The sequence below is a fragment of the bacterium genome (genome assembly GCA_016702305.1).
Taxonomy (GTDB): domain Bacteria; phylum Electryoneota; class RPQS01; order RPQS01; family RPQS01; genus JABWCQ01.
The window spans coordinates 501,529-520,206 of record JADJEH010000002.1 but is presented as its reverse complement, the minus strand read 5'-3'; the positions used below and the strand labels follow the sequence as shown (position 1 = coordinate 520,206).

The window sequence follows — 18,678 nt, the reverse complement described above, 5'->3', positions numbered from 1 at the left end:
CAAGATGTGGCGCGTTTTATTCACGCTGTTTTGTGTGATGTCCGGAGTACTGGCGCAAACGGCTCCGGGCAGCGTTGAACTGCGCCGCGCCAACTCGCTGCGCTACGCCGAGGAAAACGGGCAACGTGTGCAGGAGTTGACCGGGGATGTGCTGATCGTCAAGGACAGTTTGAATATCACTTGCGATCAGGCGCTCTACTATCCGGACTCCGGCCAGCTCATTTTTCGGAACAACGTGCAGTTTCAGGACGGCCAGCGACTGTTGTTTGCGAACGAAGTGCTGTACAGTGACTGGACGGAAGAGCTTGAGGCGCGCGGCGACGTCCGCATTTATCAGGACACGATCACCATTTACTGCGACCGTGCGCTTTACCGCGAACGGCTGGGCAGCGGTTACTTGTATGACCGCGTGCGCGTGCGCTACGAGCCGCGCGGAGTGATTCTCAACGGCGGGATCGGTTACTTCGATCACAAACAGAAATCAGCGTGGGTGGCCCGTAGTCCCGTGCTGACGCGCGAGGACAGCTCCGGCGTCATCAATACCCGCATCGTGGGCGATACCATTACTTACTCCGAGGCGGAACGGCAGGCAACCACGATTGGTCATGTCAAAATCGTGCGCGACAGTCTTACGGCCTACGGTTCGCTGCTGGAATTCTTCACCGACTCGCTCTTTGCCGCCCTGACCGGAGATCCTCTGGCTTTGTCGGGCGCGGACAGTATCGGCGGTGACAGCATGCGGCTCTATTTTCATAAAGAGCAGCTTGAACGCGTGGAAGTGGAGGGCGACGCCGTGGCCACATCACCCGCGGATTCGTTGCCGGGCTCACCCCGCCATGTGCTGACGGGCCAACAGATGACCCTGTGGATTGAACAGAGCATCCTCGCGCGCGCGCTGGTCGAAGGAACGGCAACCGCGACCTATTACGTGCGCGACCGCGATGACGCGCAAGGACTGAACGTCACGTCGGGTGACGAGCTGACTATCGGATTCGATAACCGCCGCATTTCGCGCATTCGCGTTGAAGGCGGCACCCAGGGCAAGTACACGCCGGAATCGCTGCTGGCGCCGCCCGTTCCTCCCCAACAACCCTGACCGGAGCACTTTGTGAGCGCGAAATCCGCCGCCAAACCTACTGCATCAACCATCTCTCCCGCGAAGAAGCCGTTGCCGCATTGGCTGCCCGATGTGCTGGGCGTACTGGCGCTGTACGTGCTCGTGATCGGCCTGTTTCATCAAGTTGTGCTGAGCAACAAGGTCTTTTCGGCAGGCGACGACACGGAAGCGGCCGTGGCGTGGAATACCTTCGCGATACGTGAAGCTGAAAACGGCCAATACCCGCTGTGGTGCCCGGACGTCTTCGGCGGTTTCCCGTCCTTCGCGGCAGGAGCGTATTCAAACTACGAATATGTCGAGGCACCGTATGCGCTGGCCTACCGTTGGGCCAACCCCCGCTGGTATGCCGACATGTTCACCAACTACGTGCTGCTGCTCGGAAACTACTCGGGTCCGACGCGCGGCGAAAAGTGGCTTGTGGCCTTGATGCTCTACGCCGGGTTGTTTGTCTACTTTGTGATTCGGCGGTTGGGATTCGCCGTGCCGCTGGCTGTATTGTGCGGACTCGTTTTGGCATGGAATCCGTATTTCATTTCGTTGGTCACCGCATCGCACGGCGGCAAGCTCGCCACATTCATCTACATTCCAATCCTGCTGTACCTGGCGTGGCAGCTCTACGAACGGCGGCGGCTGCTCGACTTGGCGCTGTTCGCGATGGTCTTCGGCTGGCAGATTCAGCATGGCGGACATACGCAAGTGCTGTTTTACACGGGCGTGTCCGTCGGCATCTTGTTCATTACATGGGCCATTCACGAACTGCGGAGCGGCGGCATGACCAATGTCGCTCTGGCCGGCGGGCAACTGTTCGCCGGAGTCGTGTTGGCAATCGGCGTCGGGTCGCTGTGGTACTTCCCGCTGCTCGAGTACGTCGAATACTCGATTCGCGGCGTGGGTCCGGCGATCGGCGCAGCGACGCAAAGCGGCTACTCGCTCGCCGATGCTACTGCATGGAGCATGCATCCGGCGGAGCTGATCACGTTTGTCTTCCCGTCATGGTATGGCCTGAAATCGCCTACGTATTGGGGTGACATGATGTTCACTTCATCGAGCTTTTATTTCGGGATCATTCCCCTGGCGCTTGCCATCATCGCTCTGATCGGAGCGAAGTCGCGGTTCGTATGGGGTCTTGTCGCGCTGTCGCTCTTCTCAATTCTGCTGTCGTTCGGCAAGCACTTTGAGTCGTTCTATTCGGTTTTCTTTAACTACTTTCCCTTCTTCAACAAGTTCCGCACCCCGTCGCTTATCCTTCTGCTGGTCATTTTCTGCGGTGCGCTGCTGGCGGCCTTCGGCTACCGCAAACTCGAAGAGCATCAGGAGAATGAGAAGTGGATCAAGGCGTTTCGTTATGCCCTTATCGGCGCGGGCGTCCTGCTTGTGATTTCTCTGGTCGGTGGCGAAAGCCTGGCCAAGAGCCTGGCGAGCTTGTCCAAGGTGGGCGAAGCGCAGCGTTACCAGCCGGGACAGATTACGCAGCTGACCAATATGCGCGCCGACATGTTCGCCACGGACCTTACAACACGACTGTTTATGCTGGCGCTGGGTCTCGCGGCGATGCTGTTCTTCCTCATGAAGAAGCTCACAAAGCCCGTGTTGGTTGGTGCGCTCCTGCTCCTCACGGCCGTGGACCTTGGCGTGTTCGCACATCAGTTCTTTGAGCCACAGACGGCGACCCAACAGCTCACCGGCTTGGCCCCGAATCGCGTTGTGTCGGCGCTGCAAGATGAGGCGAAGAAAGACGTCTTCCGAGTATTCCCGGTCGGACGACTCAACCAGGACAATCGTTGGGCCGCGTGGGGCGTGGAATCATTGGGTGGCTATCATGGTGCTAAGCTGCGGAGCTGGCAGGACATGTCCGACAATCTGTTCTACAATGGCACGAACCGGAATTTTCCACTGAACTTCGAGTTGCTGGCCTCGCTTAATTGCAAGTACATCCTTACCGAGGGATTGTTGCCTCCGGATGTCGGTTTGCAACTCGCCTACGAAGATGGTTCCGCGAAAATGGCGTGCTACCGCCTGCCGATTGCCAAAGAGCGCGCGTACTTCGCGGACTCGGTTATGGTCGTCGCCGACCGGACGCAGGCATTTGAAACGATGCGGCGCCCCGGATTCCCGTTTACGAAATTGACGGTGCTGGACAAGGGGCTGCCGGGGGCGATCGGGAATACGGCACAAGCCACGGCGCGCGTGACCAAACATGAAGCGCACCGCGTCGAAATTTCTACGGATAATGCGCAGGCCGGCCTTCTTGTGCTGGCCGATGCTTACTATGCGCCGGAGTGGCGGGCCACGATTGACGGGCAGCCGACCGATATCTATCTCGTAAACGGATTTGCACGCGGCACGTATGTCGCGGCCGGGGCGCACACCGTGGTCTATGAGTACGTCGCCAAACGCGAAGGTCTGGCCGTCAATGTCGCCACGGCGTCACACTTCCTCGTCTTGCTGCTGGTTGGTGTCGGCTACTGGATGACGCGCCGCAGACCGGAGCAGATTGCGTGAACGAGACCCTGACTCCACTTGCGGCAAGTCCGCCGACGGTCGTAGAGACGACGTTGCGCGGTGAGGATTTGGTGAAATTCTACGGGAAACGCAAGGTCGTTGACGGTGTCACCGTGCATGTGCGCACGGGTGAAATCGTCGGTCTCCTCGGTCCGAATGGCGCCGGCAAGACAACGACGTTCTACATGGTCACGGGAATGATTCGCCCGAAGGCCGGGCATGTCTATCTCGGCGAAACCGAGGTCACCGACTGGCCCATGTACCGCCGAGCACGCTTGGGCATGGGCTATTTGTCGCAGGAACCATCGGTCTTTCGCAAACTCACTGTTCGCGAAAACTTGATGGCGATCTTAGAGCTCTTGCCGATTTCGCGGGCTGAGCGTAAACTGCGCGCAGACGAGTTGTTGGCCGAGTTCCGACTTGAACACGTTGTGGACAACAAGGGCTTTCAACTCTCCGGCGGCGAACGGCGCCGCGTCGAAATCGCCCGGTCGCTCGTCACACGACCCAAATTCATGCTCCTCGATGAGCCGTTTGCCGGGATTGACCCTATTGCCGTGGCGGACATTCAGGCAATTGTAAGGTCTCTCAAAGATCGCGGCATCGGCGTGTTGATAACTGATCATAACGTCCGGGAAACTCTGGCGATTACGGACCGGGCCTACCTGATTTATAGCGGCAAGCTGTTGATGGAAGGCACCTCAGAGTTCCTGGCCAACTCGGAAGAAGCCCGCCGGATCTACCTCGGCGATTCTTTCCGCCTCTAACTCTTGCTATAACACCTGCCTTGCGACAAAGTTGCCTACGGCCGCTGAACGCACCGGACCCAAACTGGTGTGAGTGCCGAATGAGTAAAATTTAAGTAATTGTTTATTAAGATCGTGATGCAGTGACCTCGCCTGGAAAATGTTAGAAAATGTGCTTAATTCGCGTGCAGTTTGTTTATGGCACAGGCCTTGCTCCAAGCAGGCTATCTGCCACGGTCCGCGCTCTGGGTCCTAAACTACCCATTCTCCCCGCGTCACCTCCTGCCCGACTGCACCATGAGGGTATTCGATGGAACTGAGACAAGTCCTTAAACCCGAACTCCAGCAGTATCTCCAACCGCAGCAAATCCTGCGCAGCGAGCTGATTCAGCTCCCAATGCTGGAGCTGGAATTGCGCGTCCGTGCCGAGTTGCAAGAGAATCCGTTCCTCGAGGAGATCGCCGAAGACGAAGCGGTTGTGGATAAGTCTATGACCGAGGTTGAGACCGAGGCCTCGGCCGCGTCCCTCGACGATTCGGGCGAGTCCGCTGAATATGAAGCGGCCGCCCGAGTAGCCCGCGATGAACCTGAGCAGCCGGAGAGTCGGAACGAAGATGAGGTGGACTGGGACAGTTTCCTGAGCGACGACGAGCATTCCGTTTATAAAGCGTCACGCTTCACGGAGTCGGGCGAGGAATTGACAGAATTGCCGCGGCCGTTTGTGCAGTCGCTGGCCGAATACCTGGAAGATCAGATGCGCCTTCAGCGACTCGACGACGAAGAGTTCCGCGTGGGGCAATATATCATTGGATCAATCAATCGCGACGGATTTCTGAGCTATCCGATTGAAGAGATCGCCCGCGAACTCAATGTTCCGGTGGCGGTAGCCAATCATGTGCTGGTCATCGTGCAGGAGCTCGATCCGCCGGGGATTGGCGCCCGCGACTTGCGCGAATGCCTGTTGATTCAACTGCGACAAAAAGATGACCCGCAGAAATACCGCACCGCCAAGCGCATGCTCACCGAGGCCTATGAAGACTTCATGAACAAGCGCTTTGAAGTCGTGGCGCGGAAACTCGGCGTGGTGCTGGACGAAGTGAAGAATGCGTACGAAGAGATTCGCCGATTGAATCCGAAGCCCGGCGAAGGCTATTTCGACGAAAAGCAGAATTACGTTATCCCCGATCTGGTCGTGGCCCGTGTGGACGACGAGGGCGAATTCGCTGTTTACCTGAACGACGGTAATACGCCGAACTTCCATGTGAACACCGCCTACAAAGAGATGTTTCTGTCGGGTAACACCGACAAGAAGGTCAAGGAATTCGTCGCTCGCAAGCTGGAGAGCGCCCGCTGGTTTATCAACGCGATTCACCAGCGCCGCGCCACGATCCTGCGCACAATGCGCGCGATTGTCGAACGGCAGAAGGACTTCTTCATGAAGGGCCGCGAGTTTTTGAGGCCAATGATTCTGCAGGATATCGCCGAAGATATCAGCATGGACATCTCAACAATCTCGCGCGTGACCAACGGCAAGTACGTGCAGACAGAATGGGGCGTGTTCGAGTTAAAGTACTTCTTCAGCGAACGCATGGAGACGAGCGACGGCGAAGAGATCTCCACGAAGGTCATTAAGTCGCGCTTGCAGGAGATCATCGAGGCTGAAGACAAGAGCGATCCGCTGAGCGACCAGGCGATTGCCGAGATGCTGGCCGACGAAGGCTTCCCGATCGCCCGCCGCACGGTTCAGAAATACCGCGAACAACTGAGCATTCCGGTCAAACGGTTGCGGCGCGAAATCTGAGCCGCGATAGTAGAAATTCTAAGAAAAAATCCGTATCTTCCCACCGGCTGTCCGCCCCGCGGCAGCCGGTTTGTTTTGTTTCCCACAATATCCCACGATTTTACATGTCCTTCGAAGCTACCGAACCCCAGTCTTCCGAACTGCTGCCTGTGTTGCCCCTGCGCGACGTAGTGGTTTTCCCCTCGATGATCTTTCCTCTCTTGATCGGCCGCGCCGCAACGCTGGTCGCTATTGAGAAAGCTATGCTCAATGAGCGGCGGATTCTGCTCGTGACCCAGCGCGACCCGGGGACCGAGGATATTGCGCCGCGGGACCTGTTCGACGTTGGCGTCGTCGCAAATGTTCTGCAAACGCTCAAACTTCCCAATGGCCTCGTCAAAGTTCTTGTGGAAGGCGTGAGCCGCGCCAACATCTCGGAATGGGCGCCGGAGAGCGATTGCCTTTATGCACACTGCGAGCCGCTCAAGCTGCGCGGCGGAGAGGGCCACGAAGCGCGCGCCCATATGAAAGTGGCGCTGCGCGCCTTTCGCGACTATGTGAGTTTGAATCGGCAGCTACCGGATGAAATTCTGCTGACGTTGAACAATCTGAACGATCCGGTCTCAGTCGCGGATTTCATCATTGCCCACCTCCCGCTGCAGGCCGTGCGCAAACAGGAAGTACTCGAACAGGCCTATATTCCCGATCAATTCCAGTTTATCAATCGGACGCTGGATGAAGAGATTGAGATTTTGAAGATCGAGCGCAATATCGAGGGCCAGGTGCGGGAAAAGATCTCGCGCACGCAGCGCAACTTCTTCCTGCAAGAGCAGATGCGCATCATCAAGAAGGAACTCGGCGAAGAAGGCGAAGAGGATTTTTCGGACGTCATTGCCTATCGCAAGAAGCTGCGCAAGCAACGCATGCCCAAAGAGGTGCGACAGCGCGCCGAAGAGGAAATGGAGAAGCTCAAGGGCATGCCGATGATGTCGCCTGAGGCGACGGTGATCAAGAACTACCTCGACTGGCTGTTCGCGCTGCCGTGGGGCACGACGACGACGGACCGTCTTGATCTCGAAGAGGCGCAGCGCATATTGGACCAGGATCACTTTGGATTGCGCAAGCCTAAGGAACGTATCCTTGAGTATCTTGCCGTGCTCGCGCGAGTTGAGAAGATTCGCGGGCCGATCCTTTGTCTTGTCGGTCCTCCGGGCGTGGGCAAAACATCTTTGGGACGGTCAATCGCGCGGGCAATGGGGCGGAATTTCGTGCGCATTTCTCTCGGCGGCGTACGCGATGAAGCCGAAATTCGCGGGCACAGGCGTACCTATATCGGTTCCATGCCGGGCCGCATCATTCAGGGCATGAAACGCGCGGGCTCGATGAATCCTGTGTTCCTGCTTGACGAAATAGACAAGATGTCGTCCGACTTCCGTGGTGACCCGTCGTCGGCCCTGCTGGAAGTGCTCGATCCCGAGCAGAATTCGACGTTCTCGGACCACTATCTTGAAGTGGACTTTGACCTGTCGCAAATTTTGTTCATTACAACAGCGAATATCAAGCACGACATACCGCTCCCGCTTCAGGACCGCATGGAGATCATTGACCTCCACGGCTATCTGCATCATGAGAAGCAGCATATCGCGCGCGAATTCCTGCTGCCGAAACAGATGCGCGAACATGGTCTGCGCGAAAGTGAATTGGCGATCACGCCGACGGCCCTCGACAAGATCATCTCAGCGTACACTCGTGAATCCGGCGTGCGCGAGTTAGAGCGTACCATGGCGCGAATATGCCGAAAGGTTGCCAAAGAGAATTTTGGTTCGTCGGGAGAAACGGTCAACGTGCAGCCCAAGTCGCTCGACAAACTGCTCGGCGTACCGCCCTATAAAGAGAATCAGATCGAAAGGGGCGACCGAATCGGCACGGCCGTTGGGCTTGCCTGGACCGCACAGGGCGGCGAAATTCTCAATATTCAAGCCAGCGTGATGAAGGGCAAAGGGGCCGTGCAGCTCACAGGGCGACTGGGCGACGTGATGAAGGAATCTGCGCATGCCGCCGTGTCCTTCTTGCGAGCGTACGGCGGCGAATGGGGAGTCCAGCCGGACTTTGTCGCGAAACTCGACATTCACTTCCACATTCCTGAGGCGGCAACTCCAAAGGATGGACCGTCCGCCGGCATCACCCTTGCCACGGCACTGCTGTCCGCTCTTACATCGCTGCCCGTGTCACCTGAAATTGCCATGACGGGCGAAATCACGCTGCGCGGTCACGTTCTGCCGATCGGCGGATTGGCGGAGAAGACTATGGCGGCCAAGCGCGCTGGCATTCGCAAGCTCATCATACCGGCCGACAACAAACCGGACTGGCTGGAACTCGACAGCGCGCTGCGCAAGGACATGCATATCACGTATGCTGAAAATGTAGCGGACGTGTGGCGCGAGCTCTTTCCCACTAAGAAGGCGGCGCGAGTGGCCGCGGCATCGGCGCCGCGCGACTCCGCTTCGCACTAAACGTGGCCAAGACTCTTGTCATACCTAAAGCTGAGTTTCTGAAGTCTTGCACGGACTTGAAACAGGCGCCAAAGCCACCGCTGCCGGAAGTCGCGTTCGTGGGACGCTCCAATGTGGGGAAGTCGTCGCTGATAAATTCACTGCTCAACCACAAGGGGCTCGCGCTCACGTCGGCGACCCCGGGCAAGACCAGGTTGCTGAATTACTACCGCATCGGCGATCGTTTCTGCCATTTCGTTGATTTGCCGGGTTACGGGTATGCCAAGGTTTCGCGCACGCTGCAAGAAGAATGGGCTGGCTTTTTGGAGGACTATCTGGCGGATTCAATTCGCCTGCATCTGGTCGTACAGATTGCCGACGCACGGCGCGGATTGACTGAGCTTGACATGCAAATGATCGAAGCGTTAAACACGTATCGCCGCCGCTTTCTGGTCGTCGCCACCAAGATTGACAAGCTCAATCGTCAGGAACGCGATCAGGCGTTGCTGGCGCTGCGCGGACCGGCCCTGTCGTTGGGCGGCACGGCCGTCATTCCTTATTCGAGCACGACGCATGAAGGCCGAAACGACTTATGGGATGCAATCCTGACCTCCATCAAGGCCGGTTGATGGTCTCTCATAGAAATGAAAAGCCCCGCGGTTTCTGCCGCGGGGCTTTTTTACTTCACGGAATCGGCCCGCCGTTAACGACGGTAAATCAAGACGCCCAATTGTTCATCGGAAGCGACCAGCACGCCGTTTGATGCCGAGACGCTGGACACCTCGGGCAAACTGATGGACTGCTCAAGAACAGGGTGCAACGGATCCGACACGTCGACGATATAGAGCCCGTCGGAGTCATCGAGCAGAATCGCATAATGGCCGTCTACGACGATTTTTTGTAAGCGGTCAGCGCCCGAAATTCCATATGTTCGTACCACCGATGCAGCGGAAAAATCCGCGACATCAATCACGGTCAACGCATAGTTATCGGCGACGAGAACATAGTCTCCGTACCACGCGCAGTCGTAAGGATCGCCCGGCGTCTGAACAAGCGCTTCGACGTCTCCCGTGAGGTAGTTGTGAACCCGGATCTCGTAGTTGTCCTGAGCAATCGCGAAGAGGCTGTCACGAATGTCGAAGCCGCGGGGCAGCCCGAAAGCCGCGTTGTAGTCAATGTAAAAATCGTCGCAGTAATCCGGACGCCACTCGTTGGAGTCCGGCAGGAAACAGTATTGACTATAGACCACGCCGCGCGCGGCCTGCTCCAACTTCCAGGCAACAAAATGAGATGGTTCCGCGGCAATCATCACCTCGCGCGTCCCGCTCGTGAACGCCGCGCCGCCAATGCGTGTACTGTCCGCAAGTCTGTGAATCGGGTACTTGTCACCCGGTGCAAGCGAAGGCGCACACATCGAAAGGACAAATCCATTGACGGCGTCAAGGCTCACGAACTCGGTATAGAGTTCGCCTGCCGGAACGAAATGGAAAATTTGCGCCGGATTTTCGGTATCGGAAACATTATACACATATGTGCCCGCCGAAGACGCCGCAACGGCCAGCAGATCTCCCTTGACATCAACATTCTGTGCCACGCCGGGAGTCGCAATCGTCTTCTTTAAATGATAGACGGTGGACGGCGTATCAGGATCGTTGCGGTCGTCGCAACCGACGGCAGCCGCCAAACTAATGAGTGCAAGCGCGCCAAAGGCGGCGCGCCGAACGAAGCGAGAGGTCACGTGCGGTCTCCCGTGCTTAAGATGCGATTAGATTCTGATTTCAGTATCCAGGATATCAAGAGCCGATGAAAACGGTCGTCATCAGTCAGCTCCGGATGGAAAGTTGTCAAGAGGATTTTGCCTTGCGATACCGCCACAGGCTCGCCGTGGTAGGTCGCCAGCACACGCACGTCTTCACCGATCCGTGTGATGCGCGGCGCCCGAATAAACAGACCAACGGCCCGGCGCGCCTCGGCCAACTCCGGTGCGACTTCCAGTACGGCTTCAAACGAGTGAACTTGCCGCCCCCAACCATTGCGATTGACATGAACGTCCGCAATGCCTAAGGTGCGCACGCGCGTATCAGGGTCGGTGTGGGACAGCATGATCATGCCCGCGCAGGTGCCCCATGTGGGCTTAGTTGTGCAGAAGCTCGTAAGGGCTTCGCGCAGTTCGACATCCATCACGCGCGTCATCGTCGTACTTTCGCCGCCGGGCCAGATCAGTCCTTCCAATCCCTCGAGTTCCTGCGGCAAGCGCACCTGCACGACGTCACAGCCAAGCGCACGCAGCCGCTGCTCATGCATGGGGAAATCCCCCTGCAGTGCCAATACTCCCACCCGCGCCATGACGATATTCGCTACCAACCGCGCGTAGACAACAATTCCGATTCCGGCAGCGAGCGCACGTCCATGCCACTCATCGCGCCGCGCAGACCCGTCGAGACCTTCACCAAAACTGACGGATCTCTGAAATGTGTGGTTGCCAACACAATTGCTTCGGCACGCGCGGCGGGATCATCACTCTTGAAAATTCCCGAGCCTACGAACACGGCCTCGGCGCCGAGTTGCATCATAAGCGCTGCGTCCGCGGGTGTGGCGATTCCGCCGGCGGCGAAATTCGGAACCGGCAGTTTCTTGAGTTCTCGCGTCTGTTTGAGAAGATCGAGCGGCGCTCCGATTTCTTTGCCGAAATTGACCAGCTCTTCGTCAGCCATCTGCGACACCTTCCGAATCTCACTCATCACTGACCGCATGTGGCGAACGGCTTCAACGATGTTGCCGGTACCCGCTTCGCCCTTGGTGCGAATCATCGCCGCGCCTTCCGCGATTCGGCGCAACGCCTCGCCGAGATTACGGCAGCCGCAAACGAACGGGGCTTTGAACTTGTGTTTGTCCACGTGAAACTGCTCGTCAGCCGGCGTCAAGACTTCGCTCTCGTCAATGAAGTCAATTTCGAGCGCTTCCAATACCTGCGCTTCGACGAAGTGACCAATACGGCACTTGGCCATGACGGGAATAGATACAGTTTCCTGAATCTCGCGTATCACCGCGACATCAGACATGCGGGCTACACCGCCGTCCCTGCGTATGTCGGCCGGAACTCGCTCAAGCGCCATCACCGCGCACGCGCCCGCCTGCTCGGCGATGCGCGCCTGCTCGGCGTTGGTCACGTCCATGATTACGCCGCCCTTGAGCATTTCGGCCAATCCGACTTTTGTGGCAAAGGTCCCCGTTGCACTCATCACTGCACCTCTATCGAAAGTTTACTTGATCATCGTTAGCGGCGTTTCCCACCGCGAGTTTCCGTCGTTCGTCAAGACAGCCGTGTATCGTCCCGACGCATGTCCACTCGCCTGCCAAGTGAAGGCAAAGCGTCCCGGCAGCAGAGGCCCGTCGAATAATTGCGCGACCTCACGACCCAGAATATCGTAGACCCGCACGGCATAGTGCCCACCGTCCGCGATCGCCACGGGTATGGTCACCACCGGGTTAAACGGATTAGGATAGGCCGGTAACAGGCCGGTCGTCATCGGCAACAGGTCGGCACCACGCTCTGGAGCGTCGAGGACTATGATCACGAGTGCGACATCGACAACCGTATCGGGGCAGGAATTTGTGCGCAGCACCAGTTCGCCCAAAAACTCGTAATTCGCTTCGTTCGTCGTGTCGGGAGTCAGCGTGACGGTCAACGATCCGCTTTGGCCCGGCGCAATCGTCAATTCGCCCGGCACGACACTGGCCCACGGCGCCTGCGGCGCAAAGCCTGTGATTGACGCCGCGATGCGCAAATCCGCATCACCTGTATTACCGATAGAATATTCATACGTCGAAACCTGCTCATTCTGAATGAACAGATTCAGCGACGTAACTGGCAAATCAATTACCGCGCGGCGCAATTGCTCGTCCACGTATGTCGTGTCATCCCGAACCGTCTGCACGCCGGGAATGTCGGTAGTGGCCCAGCAAGCATGCTCGATGCGCAGCGTAAATGTGCCTTCGATCATGCCGAGGGCATAGTAGCCGAGCGGATCCGTCAACGTCGAAACACCGGTTTCCACGGCCGTCACACGCGCATTTGCTATCGGTTCGCCGCCGCGTTCCGCCGTTACGTGGCCAATGATACGCGTCGGTGAACCCATCAGATTCTCATAGAACAAGACCTGCTCAATCTCGCGATTGGCGACGATTAAGTCACCGTCTCCGTCGCGATCGAAATCCACTACGTCAAGGCCGACGAAGCCCGACTGGTTCGAGAGCGATTGATACACAAACGCGCCGCTCGCTGTTTGCCGCCACCACGCCAACCCACCGCTGCCGCCATTTTGCCCTTCGCCAGTGCCCGCAAAATCCACTAGGCCGTCGGAGTTAAAATCCGCCATGGCTACGGCGCGCGGATTGTTCAGCGAACCGGGCAAGGTGTACAAGGTCCAACCGGTTCCGTTCCATTCCCAGCGCCTGAAAACGTCACTTTCGAAGTCACCGCAGATAATGTCAACCGCGCCGTCGTTGTCTAAGTCTCCGGCCGTAATCGCCGCCAGATAGAAATTGGGGATGTCCTGCGTGATCGCGTAGCCGCCATTCGCATTGCGGCGCATGACATACAAGCCGCCGTCCGTCGCTGTGGCGATCAGTATCTCAAGGGTGCCGTCACCATTCAAATCGGCGACGGTCACCGCCAGCGGATCGTGCGGCAATGAACTCAGCCAAACTTCTTCTAAGGATCCGGCTATTTGTTGGAAAATCCTGATTTGATTCGTACTCGAACGCAGCTCGGTGGCGACCAGATCCACAACACCATCGCCAGAAACATCCGCGCTCACCAAGGCATTCGGCCCGCTGGCCATTTCCGCCATGATAAATGCATCGAATCGCTCGCTCGGGACTTGCGCCGGCTCATTGCGCAGAAAGATGTAACGGTCTTCGCCGTATGAGGCAAACACGCCATCCACATCTCCATCGCCGTCGAAATCCCCGCTGGCCAGATCACGGCCGCTGCTGCTGGCTACATAGGCTTCCACAGTTGCCAGAGTGTCGCCGGGACGATGCTCACCGTAGAATACTCCGCCGGGAATCCACGTGGACGCCAGCACATCAAAGTCGCCATCGCCATCGTAGTCACGGGTGTTCACGTCCCAGGCGCCGCCGATGTCCCGCATCAGCACGTGCGACGTGAATGACTGCGCGAGGGCGCGTCCGCCCAACAGCAATATCAGGATGCAAATCAAGAGTCGCGAGACCATAGACACCGTTTTCTGCTTGGCGAAACTATGCAAACATCATTTGAGCAAGAGGAGCTTCTGCGCGGCAACATTGCCGCCCTGAACGAGTCTGGCGAAATATAGTCCGGACGACGCATTCCCGGCCTGCCACTGCACGTTGTGCGCACCGGGTGTCGCCTGTTCGTTCACAAGCGTCGTCACCAGACGGCCGGTAACATCAAAGACATCCAAACGGACCGCACCGGCTTGCGCGATTGTGTAGCGCAGAGTGACCGATGCATTAAAAGGATTCGGATAGGCCGGCTCCAGCGCGAAAGCCAACGGCAGATCGGGCCGCACGGGGCTCGATGTATTCCAGTTGATGAAGGTCCACGTCTGATTCGAAGCACGCTGCATCATCGGATAGTCACTGTCGGCGACAACCCACCACGACACCGTGTCGCTCTGGTGAATAAACGAATGGTCGGTGAAATCCACGGTGACTCTGGTCGAATAGATCGTGTCAATCAACGAAATGGAATCGCCGACCTGGAAGAACAAGTTATACAGCACCTGTTCATCGGCGCTGTCAGGATCGAGCGCGCGTTCCCAGGCGAACTCGGCGAACGGGTTGGGAATCGCGCCGCCGTTAGGGGGATCGAGCAGGTTAAAGCGCTGCGTTGAATCGGGGCGTATCTTGCGGACGTGCCAGTGCCGGTCCGAGCAGGTGCGCAGGTTTCCGTGCTGGTCCTGCGCAACAACACGCCAATAGCGGTCGAAGATATCGTCGGTGCGAGTCAGCAGATAGGTACTCGGGAAGATCGGACCAATCGGCGCGGGGTTAGTCGGATTGTCAAACAGCGTGTCTGTATCAAGTAGCAAGGCGTAGGCAATCTGATCACCGGGATCAGGATCGGTCGCGGCCTCCCAACGAAAACGAATGGTATCGGTTAGGATTAGACCCCCGCTCGCAGGCGTGATGAGCGAAAACGGTTCGGGGTCGTGCTGCACCGGAGCAGCCGGGTCTACCCCTGTCTGGACATAGAAGCCGTGGGGAATACCGGAGCTGGACAGGCCTGCCGCGTGATAGTGATAGTCTTCGTCCACCTCGACATCGCGGAACTCCGTCGCCACGGACGTGTCCACAGGAACAATGGCCCAGATGCTGTCAAAATCTTGATCAATCTTCAGCAAGAACGCGTTGTGCGTACCCAGCAGTTGTTCCGACCAGTAGCCGCCCACGATGAAGCCTGTGTCACGGTCCGCTACAGACTGCACGCACAGCGCGGCATCATTCTCAGTACCGCCGAAGCGCCTTGACCAGAGACTATCTCCGGAGTCATTGGTTGCCAAGATCCAGATGTCAGTCTGAGCCGTGTCGTTCGCCGGGTGCGTGGCTCCGACAAGAATCGTCAGGTCAGCGTTCATGCGCTGCGCGTCATATAGTTCGTCTCCGCGAGTTCCGCCGAAGCGATGCGCGGCGAGCAATACACCCAGCGTGTCCGTGCGCGCCATCCAAAAATCTCGATGGCGACCGGCAACGCTATCCGCCGTGCCGTAGAGCCAAATTTGATCATCAACCCGCTCTACCCGGCGCAGGACGGCGCTGGAGTGATATGTTCGGGACCATTCAATCGCGCCTGCCGGATCAAGATGCACAAGGTTGCCATCGCTCGCGCTCGAATCACCCGGCGTCACAGAGCCTACGATCAAGAGTCGCGCGCTGTCGTAGCGCGCCGCGGAATAGCCGCGATCAGCACGAGTGTTGGCGCCAAAGTCCCAACTGTCTTGCAGGGAACCAGCCGCATTATACAGGATGACCTTATAATCCAGCGTGCTGTTCTCCGACGTGTAGCCGATTAATTTACCACCATCCTGATCCCATAGGCAATCGAACATATAGTTCGTATTGCCCCACTGGCGCGTCCATTGCGGTGCGCCGACCGAATCAATCTTGACAACATAGCCTTGGTACAACGACTGCAATCCGATGCCAGTCAGGTACGTGCCGCTCAGCGTGTCGGCCGACACAAGTGTTATCGCTGTAAACTCTCCGCGTTCATCATACGTGCGGCTTGTCACGACATCCGGTGCCGTCGCCCAACTCATCGTGACCACGCAACACAATAGACCCCAGATGACCGCCAGGCCACCTCCCATAGTCCACCTCCTTGCGTTTCTCATTTCCATCATCGCGGCTTGCACGGTTTCGGCCTGCCCGATAGGCCGGTTGCAGCATTCCCACGCTCTGTAAAATCACAAGTTAGCGATTTCGCCGGAGAGTGTCAAGATAGTCGCACAAGGCAAGGTATTTGCTCGGTCATGGACTGATTACATACTCTCAACGGTTTGCAACAGGTTGTCACGCATGCGTCCATTCGTCAAAATCATCGGAATTGCCATCGGAATGACCGGCCTCCTCGGTGGAGCCCTGCTCTCGATGGGCCATTTGCAATCGGCCGAGGGCGATTTTCAACAGCTCGAACTGGCTCGACTGCGCAATTTGGCCGGGTCATGGGAAACGCAGTTGCTGTCCGTACGCTCGGCGTTCCGCGACCAGTTGCTGCGTCACGACGTGACCACCATGGTCGAACACCCCGCCGAATGGGCTGGGTGGCGTGTGGAAAACAAGCTGTCCGGGATTCTGGACAGTTGGCCCCCGGATGCACCTCGACCGCGCGGTTGGGCACTTTTGCGGTCAACCGGTGAACCGCATGCCGTTTTCGGGGATACGTCCGGTTTGGCTGATGCTCTGGTTAACTTCCAACAGCCCGAAGCACCCGACATCATGTTGAGCGGGCGGCCGACTGGCCCGGGACGTTTCCTGGCCATGCAATACGCTCCGCCTGCGGACGACCAGAATCCGGAACCCGGTCGTTTGCTGGCGCTGGTGGATCCCCAATCGCTATTTGCCGTGCCGACTGATCCTCCCGCCCAGTGGGCGCTTATGAATGGTCCGAAAGAGACGTTTCTGGCCTCGACCTACCAGTCGGAGCCACCGATAGGCGCCGGAACTTGGACCATCTTGCTGTCGCAGGCGAATGGCCTGATCTCCATGGACAATGGGTTGCCGTTGGCCTTTTGCAAAATCCACGTACCCGGCATGCAAGCCCTGTTGCTGGTATCCGAAATCAATGCCCCAACCGGAGCAGGAAGTTCCGTGGGAGCGTTGGTCCTGCTGACGGCTGGAACGGCATTTCTCGTGCTGGCTTTGCGGCCTCGCCGCAAACCGGCTCCCGAGCCCTCGACGCAAGTGACCCCTGTTACAGTCGAGTCTGAGGAAGCCAAAGGCACAACCGGAGACTGTCACGTTTCGGCAAATCTTTCAGGCCGTTCGCACACCGTTGGCCGTGGTGGATCCAGCCGGCAAGCTGCTACGCGTGAACTCCGCCGCCCGCGGGCTGCTGCATCTGCCCAAGAGTGGGCAACCCGATGAAAACGTGTCGGTGATTGGTTCGAGTTTCCGGGGACCGCTGAAAGAGTTCCTTGTGGTAGCGGCGGGTCCGGACTTCACGGGAGGCAGTTGGCTGCTGTGCCTGAATGATCGGCATTACTTTGACGGAGAAATTGTAGCCACTCGGCTGTCAGGCGGTACGCCAGGACCAGGCGCCGTGGCACTCGAGTTTATCGAGAACCGGCCGGTGGACGCAGGCGAGCGCACAGGCTTGCAACCGGTCGTGTCCGTGCTCGACGAGTTGAATCCGCAGCCAATTCTGCTGGTTGACCAGGCTGGCCGGGTCACCGAATGCAATCGAGCCGCGCTCGACATCAGCTCACGATTGACTGAAGCTCCGTATCTGCATGAAGTGTTGCCGGGCCTCGAAGCGGCGCAGGTAGCCGCCATTGTGGATCCGGAGCGCGCGCAGCGCTTTGAGAGCTTGTTCGGATCGCGGGTCCATGATTTCTATCCCGTGCCGACCGCGAACGGCATGCTGCTCTACGGCATGAAGAAGTCGGACGCGCAAAGCCTGCAAATCGCTTTGCATCAGGCGCAGGAGAATTTCAATACGCTGTGCGCTATCGCCGACGAAGCGATCTTGCTGGTTGATCCGCGCACTCACATGATCCAAGAATCAAATATTGCAGCCTCCGACTTGTTCGGCGCGATTCACCCCGGGCTGGTCGGCAAGAACATCGAGACTTTTGCCGAATGGCCGTGGGACGAAGAGCAGTTGCGAGCGACTGTGCAGATACAACGCGGCGATGGCGAATGCCTGGTATGCTCGTTCCAGCATGACTTGATCAAGATTGAGGGCGAACCGACTCTGCTGGTCGTCGTGGCCCGCGCGCCTGAACTTACTGCCCAGAGCATACATGATTTAGCGGACTATGCTGAAAACGTGGCCGAGCAGTTGAACGAGCAGATTCTGCGGGCTCCCGAAGCACCGGTGCAAGTCAGCATTCCACTCGGGCCGGGGATGCTTGTGGTCACCAACCCAACCGTGCGCGACGTCGCGCGACGTATGCTTGAACGTCTTGGCCACCCATGCGAGGTATTCACGAATCTTGACGACGCGATGCTGTGGCTCGTGCGCGCCGACACACGGCCAGAGTTCATTATGCTCGACCTTGGCGACTTTGATGCGCCGGGTGACTGGCTGGAAACCGTTCGCGCCCGCTATGGCGCCGTGCCCTGCGTTGGACTCTCGGACACATTGAGTGACGAGTTGCCCGACGGGCCGAATGAGTTGCTCGGCAAACCGTTTGAGCTTGACGAGCTGGTTACGCGGCTTACCAATCTCGAACTTGAGGCGACTGTGGCCAACGACTAAGCGCGGCGCTACCAACGACAATCAACGAAAAACGGTAGGCCTTGGGCCTACCGTTTCTGTTGAAAGACTTC

At 57.9% G+C, this 18,678-nt stretch carries 13 protein-coding genes; 8 read left to right on the top strand and 5 right to left on the bottom strand.

The features are described from left to right. Positions 1-4: 4 nt before the first annotated feature. The 6 genes from IPH10_06665 (at position 5) to IPH10_06640 (ending at position 9,266) form a co-directional block, all read left to right on the top strand. Positions 5-1,096 (top strand): hypothetical protein, encoded by a 1,092-nt coding sequence (locus IPH10_06665; protein ID MBK6910603.1) that lies wholly within the window; start codon positions 5-7, stop codon positions 1,094-1,096. 12 nt (positions 1,097-1,108) lie between these two features. Beyond that, the gene (locus IPH10_06660) at positions 1,109-3,619 is read left to right on the top strand and encodes a hypothetical protein (GenBank protein ID MBK6910602.1); all 2,511 of its coding nucleotides are present in this window, start codon (positions 1,109-1,111) and stop codon (positions 3,617-3,619) included. A gap of 8 nt (positions 3,620-3,627) precedes the next feature. After that, on the top strand, positions 3,628-4,386 hold the full coding sequence (lptB, locus tag IPH10_06655; protein ID MBK6910601.1) for an LPS export ABC transporter ATP-binding protein: 759 nt from the start codon (positions 3,628-3,630) through the stop codon (positions 4,384-4,386). 289 nt (positions 4,387-4,675) lie between these two features. Beyond that, positions 4,676-6,166, top strand: coding sequence for an RNA polymerase factor sigma-54 (rpoN, locus tag IPH10_06650; protein ID MBK6910600.1), 1,491 nt, complete (start codon positions 4,676-4,678; stop codon positions 6,164-6,166). Between the two features lie 104 nt (positions 6,167-6,270). Then, the gene (gene lon, locus IPH10_06645; GenBank protein MBK6910599.1) at positions 6,271-8,658 is read left to right on the top strand and encodes an endopeptidase La; all 2,388 of its coding nucleotides are present in this window, start codon (positions 6,271-6,273) and stop codon (positions 8,656-8,658) included. A 2-nt stretch (positions 8,659-8,660) separates the two neighbouring features. After that, positions 8,661-9,266 (top strand): YihA family ribosome biogenesis GTP-binding protein, encoded by a 606-nt coding sequence (locus IPH10_06640; GenBank protein MBK6910598.1) that lies wholly within the window; start codon positions 8,661-8,663, stop codon positions 9,264-9,266. Between the two features lie 74 nt (positions 9,267-9,340). Here IPH10_06640 and IPH10_06635 read toward each other — a convergent pair whose 3' ends face one another. The 5 genes from IPH10_06635 to IPH10_06615 are packed head-to-tail and all read right to left on the bottom strand — an operon-like array spanning position 9,341 to position 15,995. Further along, complete coding sequence (locus tag IPH10_06635; protein ID MBK6910597.1) at positions 9,341-10,375, bottom strand: hypothetical protein; 1,035 nt, start codon at positions 10,373-10,375, stop codon at positions 9,341-9,343. After that, positions 10,372-10,983, bottom strand: a complete 612-nt coding sequence (gene pdxT / locus IPH10_06630; GenBank protein MBK6910596.1) for a pyridoxal 5'-phosphate synthase glutaminase subunit PdxT — start codon at positions 10,981-10,983, stop codon at positions 10,372-10,374. The genes IPH10_06635 and pdxT overlap by 4 nt, the downstream gene beginning before the upstream one ends. A gap of 11 nt (positions 10,984-10,994) precedes the next feature. After that, complete coding sequence (gene pdxS, locus IPH10_06625; GenBank protein MBK6910595.1) at positions 10,995-11,879, bottom strand: pyridoxal 5'-phosphate synthase lyase subunit PdxS; 885 nt, start codon at positions 11,877-11,879, stop codon at positions 10,995-10,997. Between the two features lie 21 nt (positions 11,880-11,900). Then, positions 11,901-13,877 carry a VCBS repeat-containing protein gene (locus tag IPH10_06620; protein ID MBK6910594.1) on the bottom strand — a complete coding sequence of 659 codons (1,977 nt, stop codon included), beginning with the start codon at positions 13,875-13,877 and terminating at the stop codon, positions 11,901-11,903. A 36-nt stretch (positions 13,878-13,913) separates the two neighbouring features. Continuing rightward, positions 13,914-15,995: a T9SS type A sorting domain-containing protein gene (locus IPH10_06615; protein MBK6910593.1), complete on the bottom strand. Its 2,082-nt coding sequence runs from the start codon at positions 15,993-15,995 to the stop codon at positions 13,914-13,916. A 208-nt stretch (positions 15,996-16,203) separates the two neighbouring features. On the opposite strand from IPH10_06615, the gene IPH10_06610 reads away from it, so the two are divergent. After that, a complete protein-coding gene (locus tag IPH10_06610) occupies positions 16,204-17,271 on the top strand; it encodes a hypothetical protein (protein ID MBK6910592.1) in 1,068 nt (355 codons plus the stop codon). Further along, positions 17,186-18,607: a PAS domain-containing protein gene (locus IPH10_06605; protein MBK6910591.1), complete on the top strand. Its 1,422-nt coding sequence runs from the start codon at positions 17,186-17,188 to the stop codon at positions 18,605-18,607. Before IPH10_06610 ends, IPH10_06605 begins: the two co-directional genes overlap by 86 nt. The last annotated feature ends 71 nt before the right edge of the window (positions 18,608-18,678 follow it).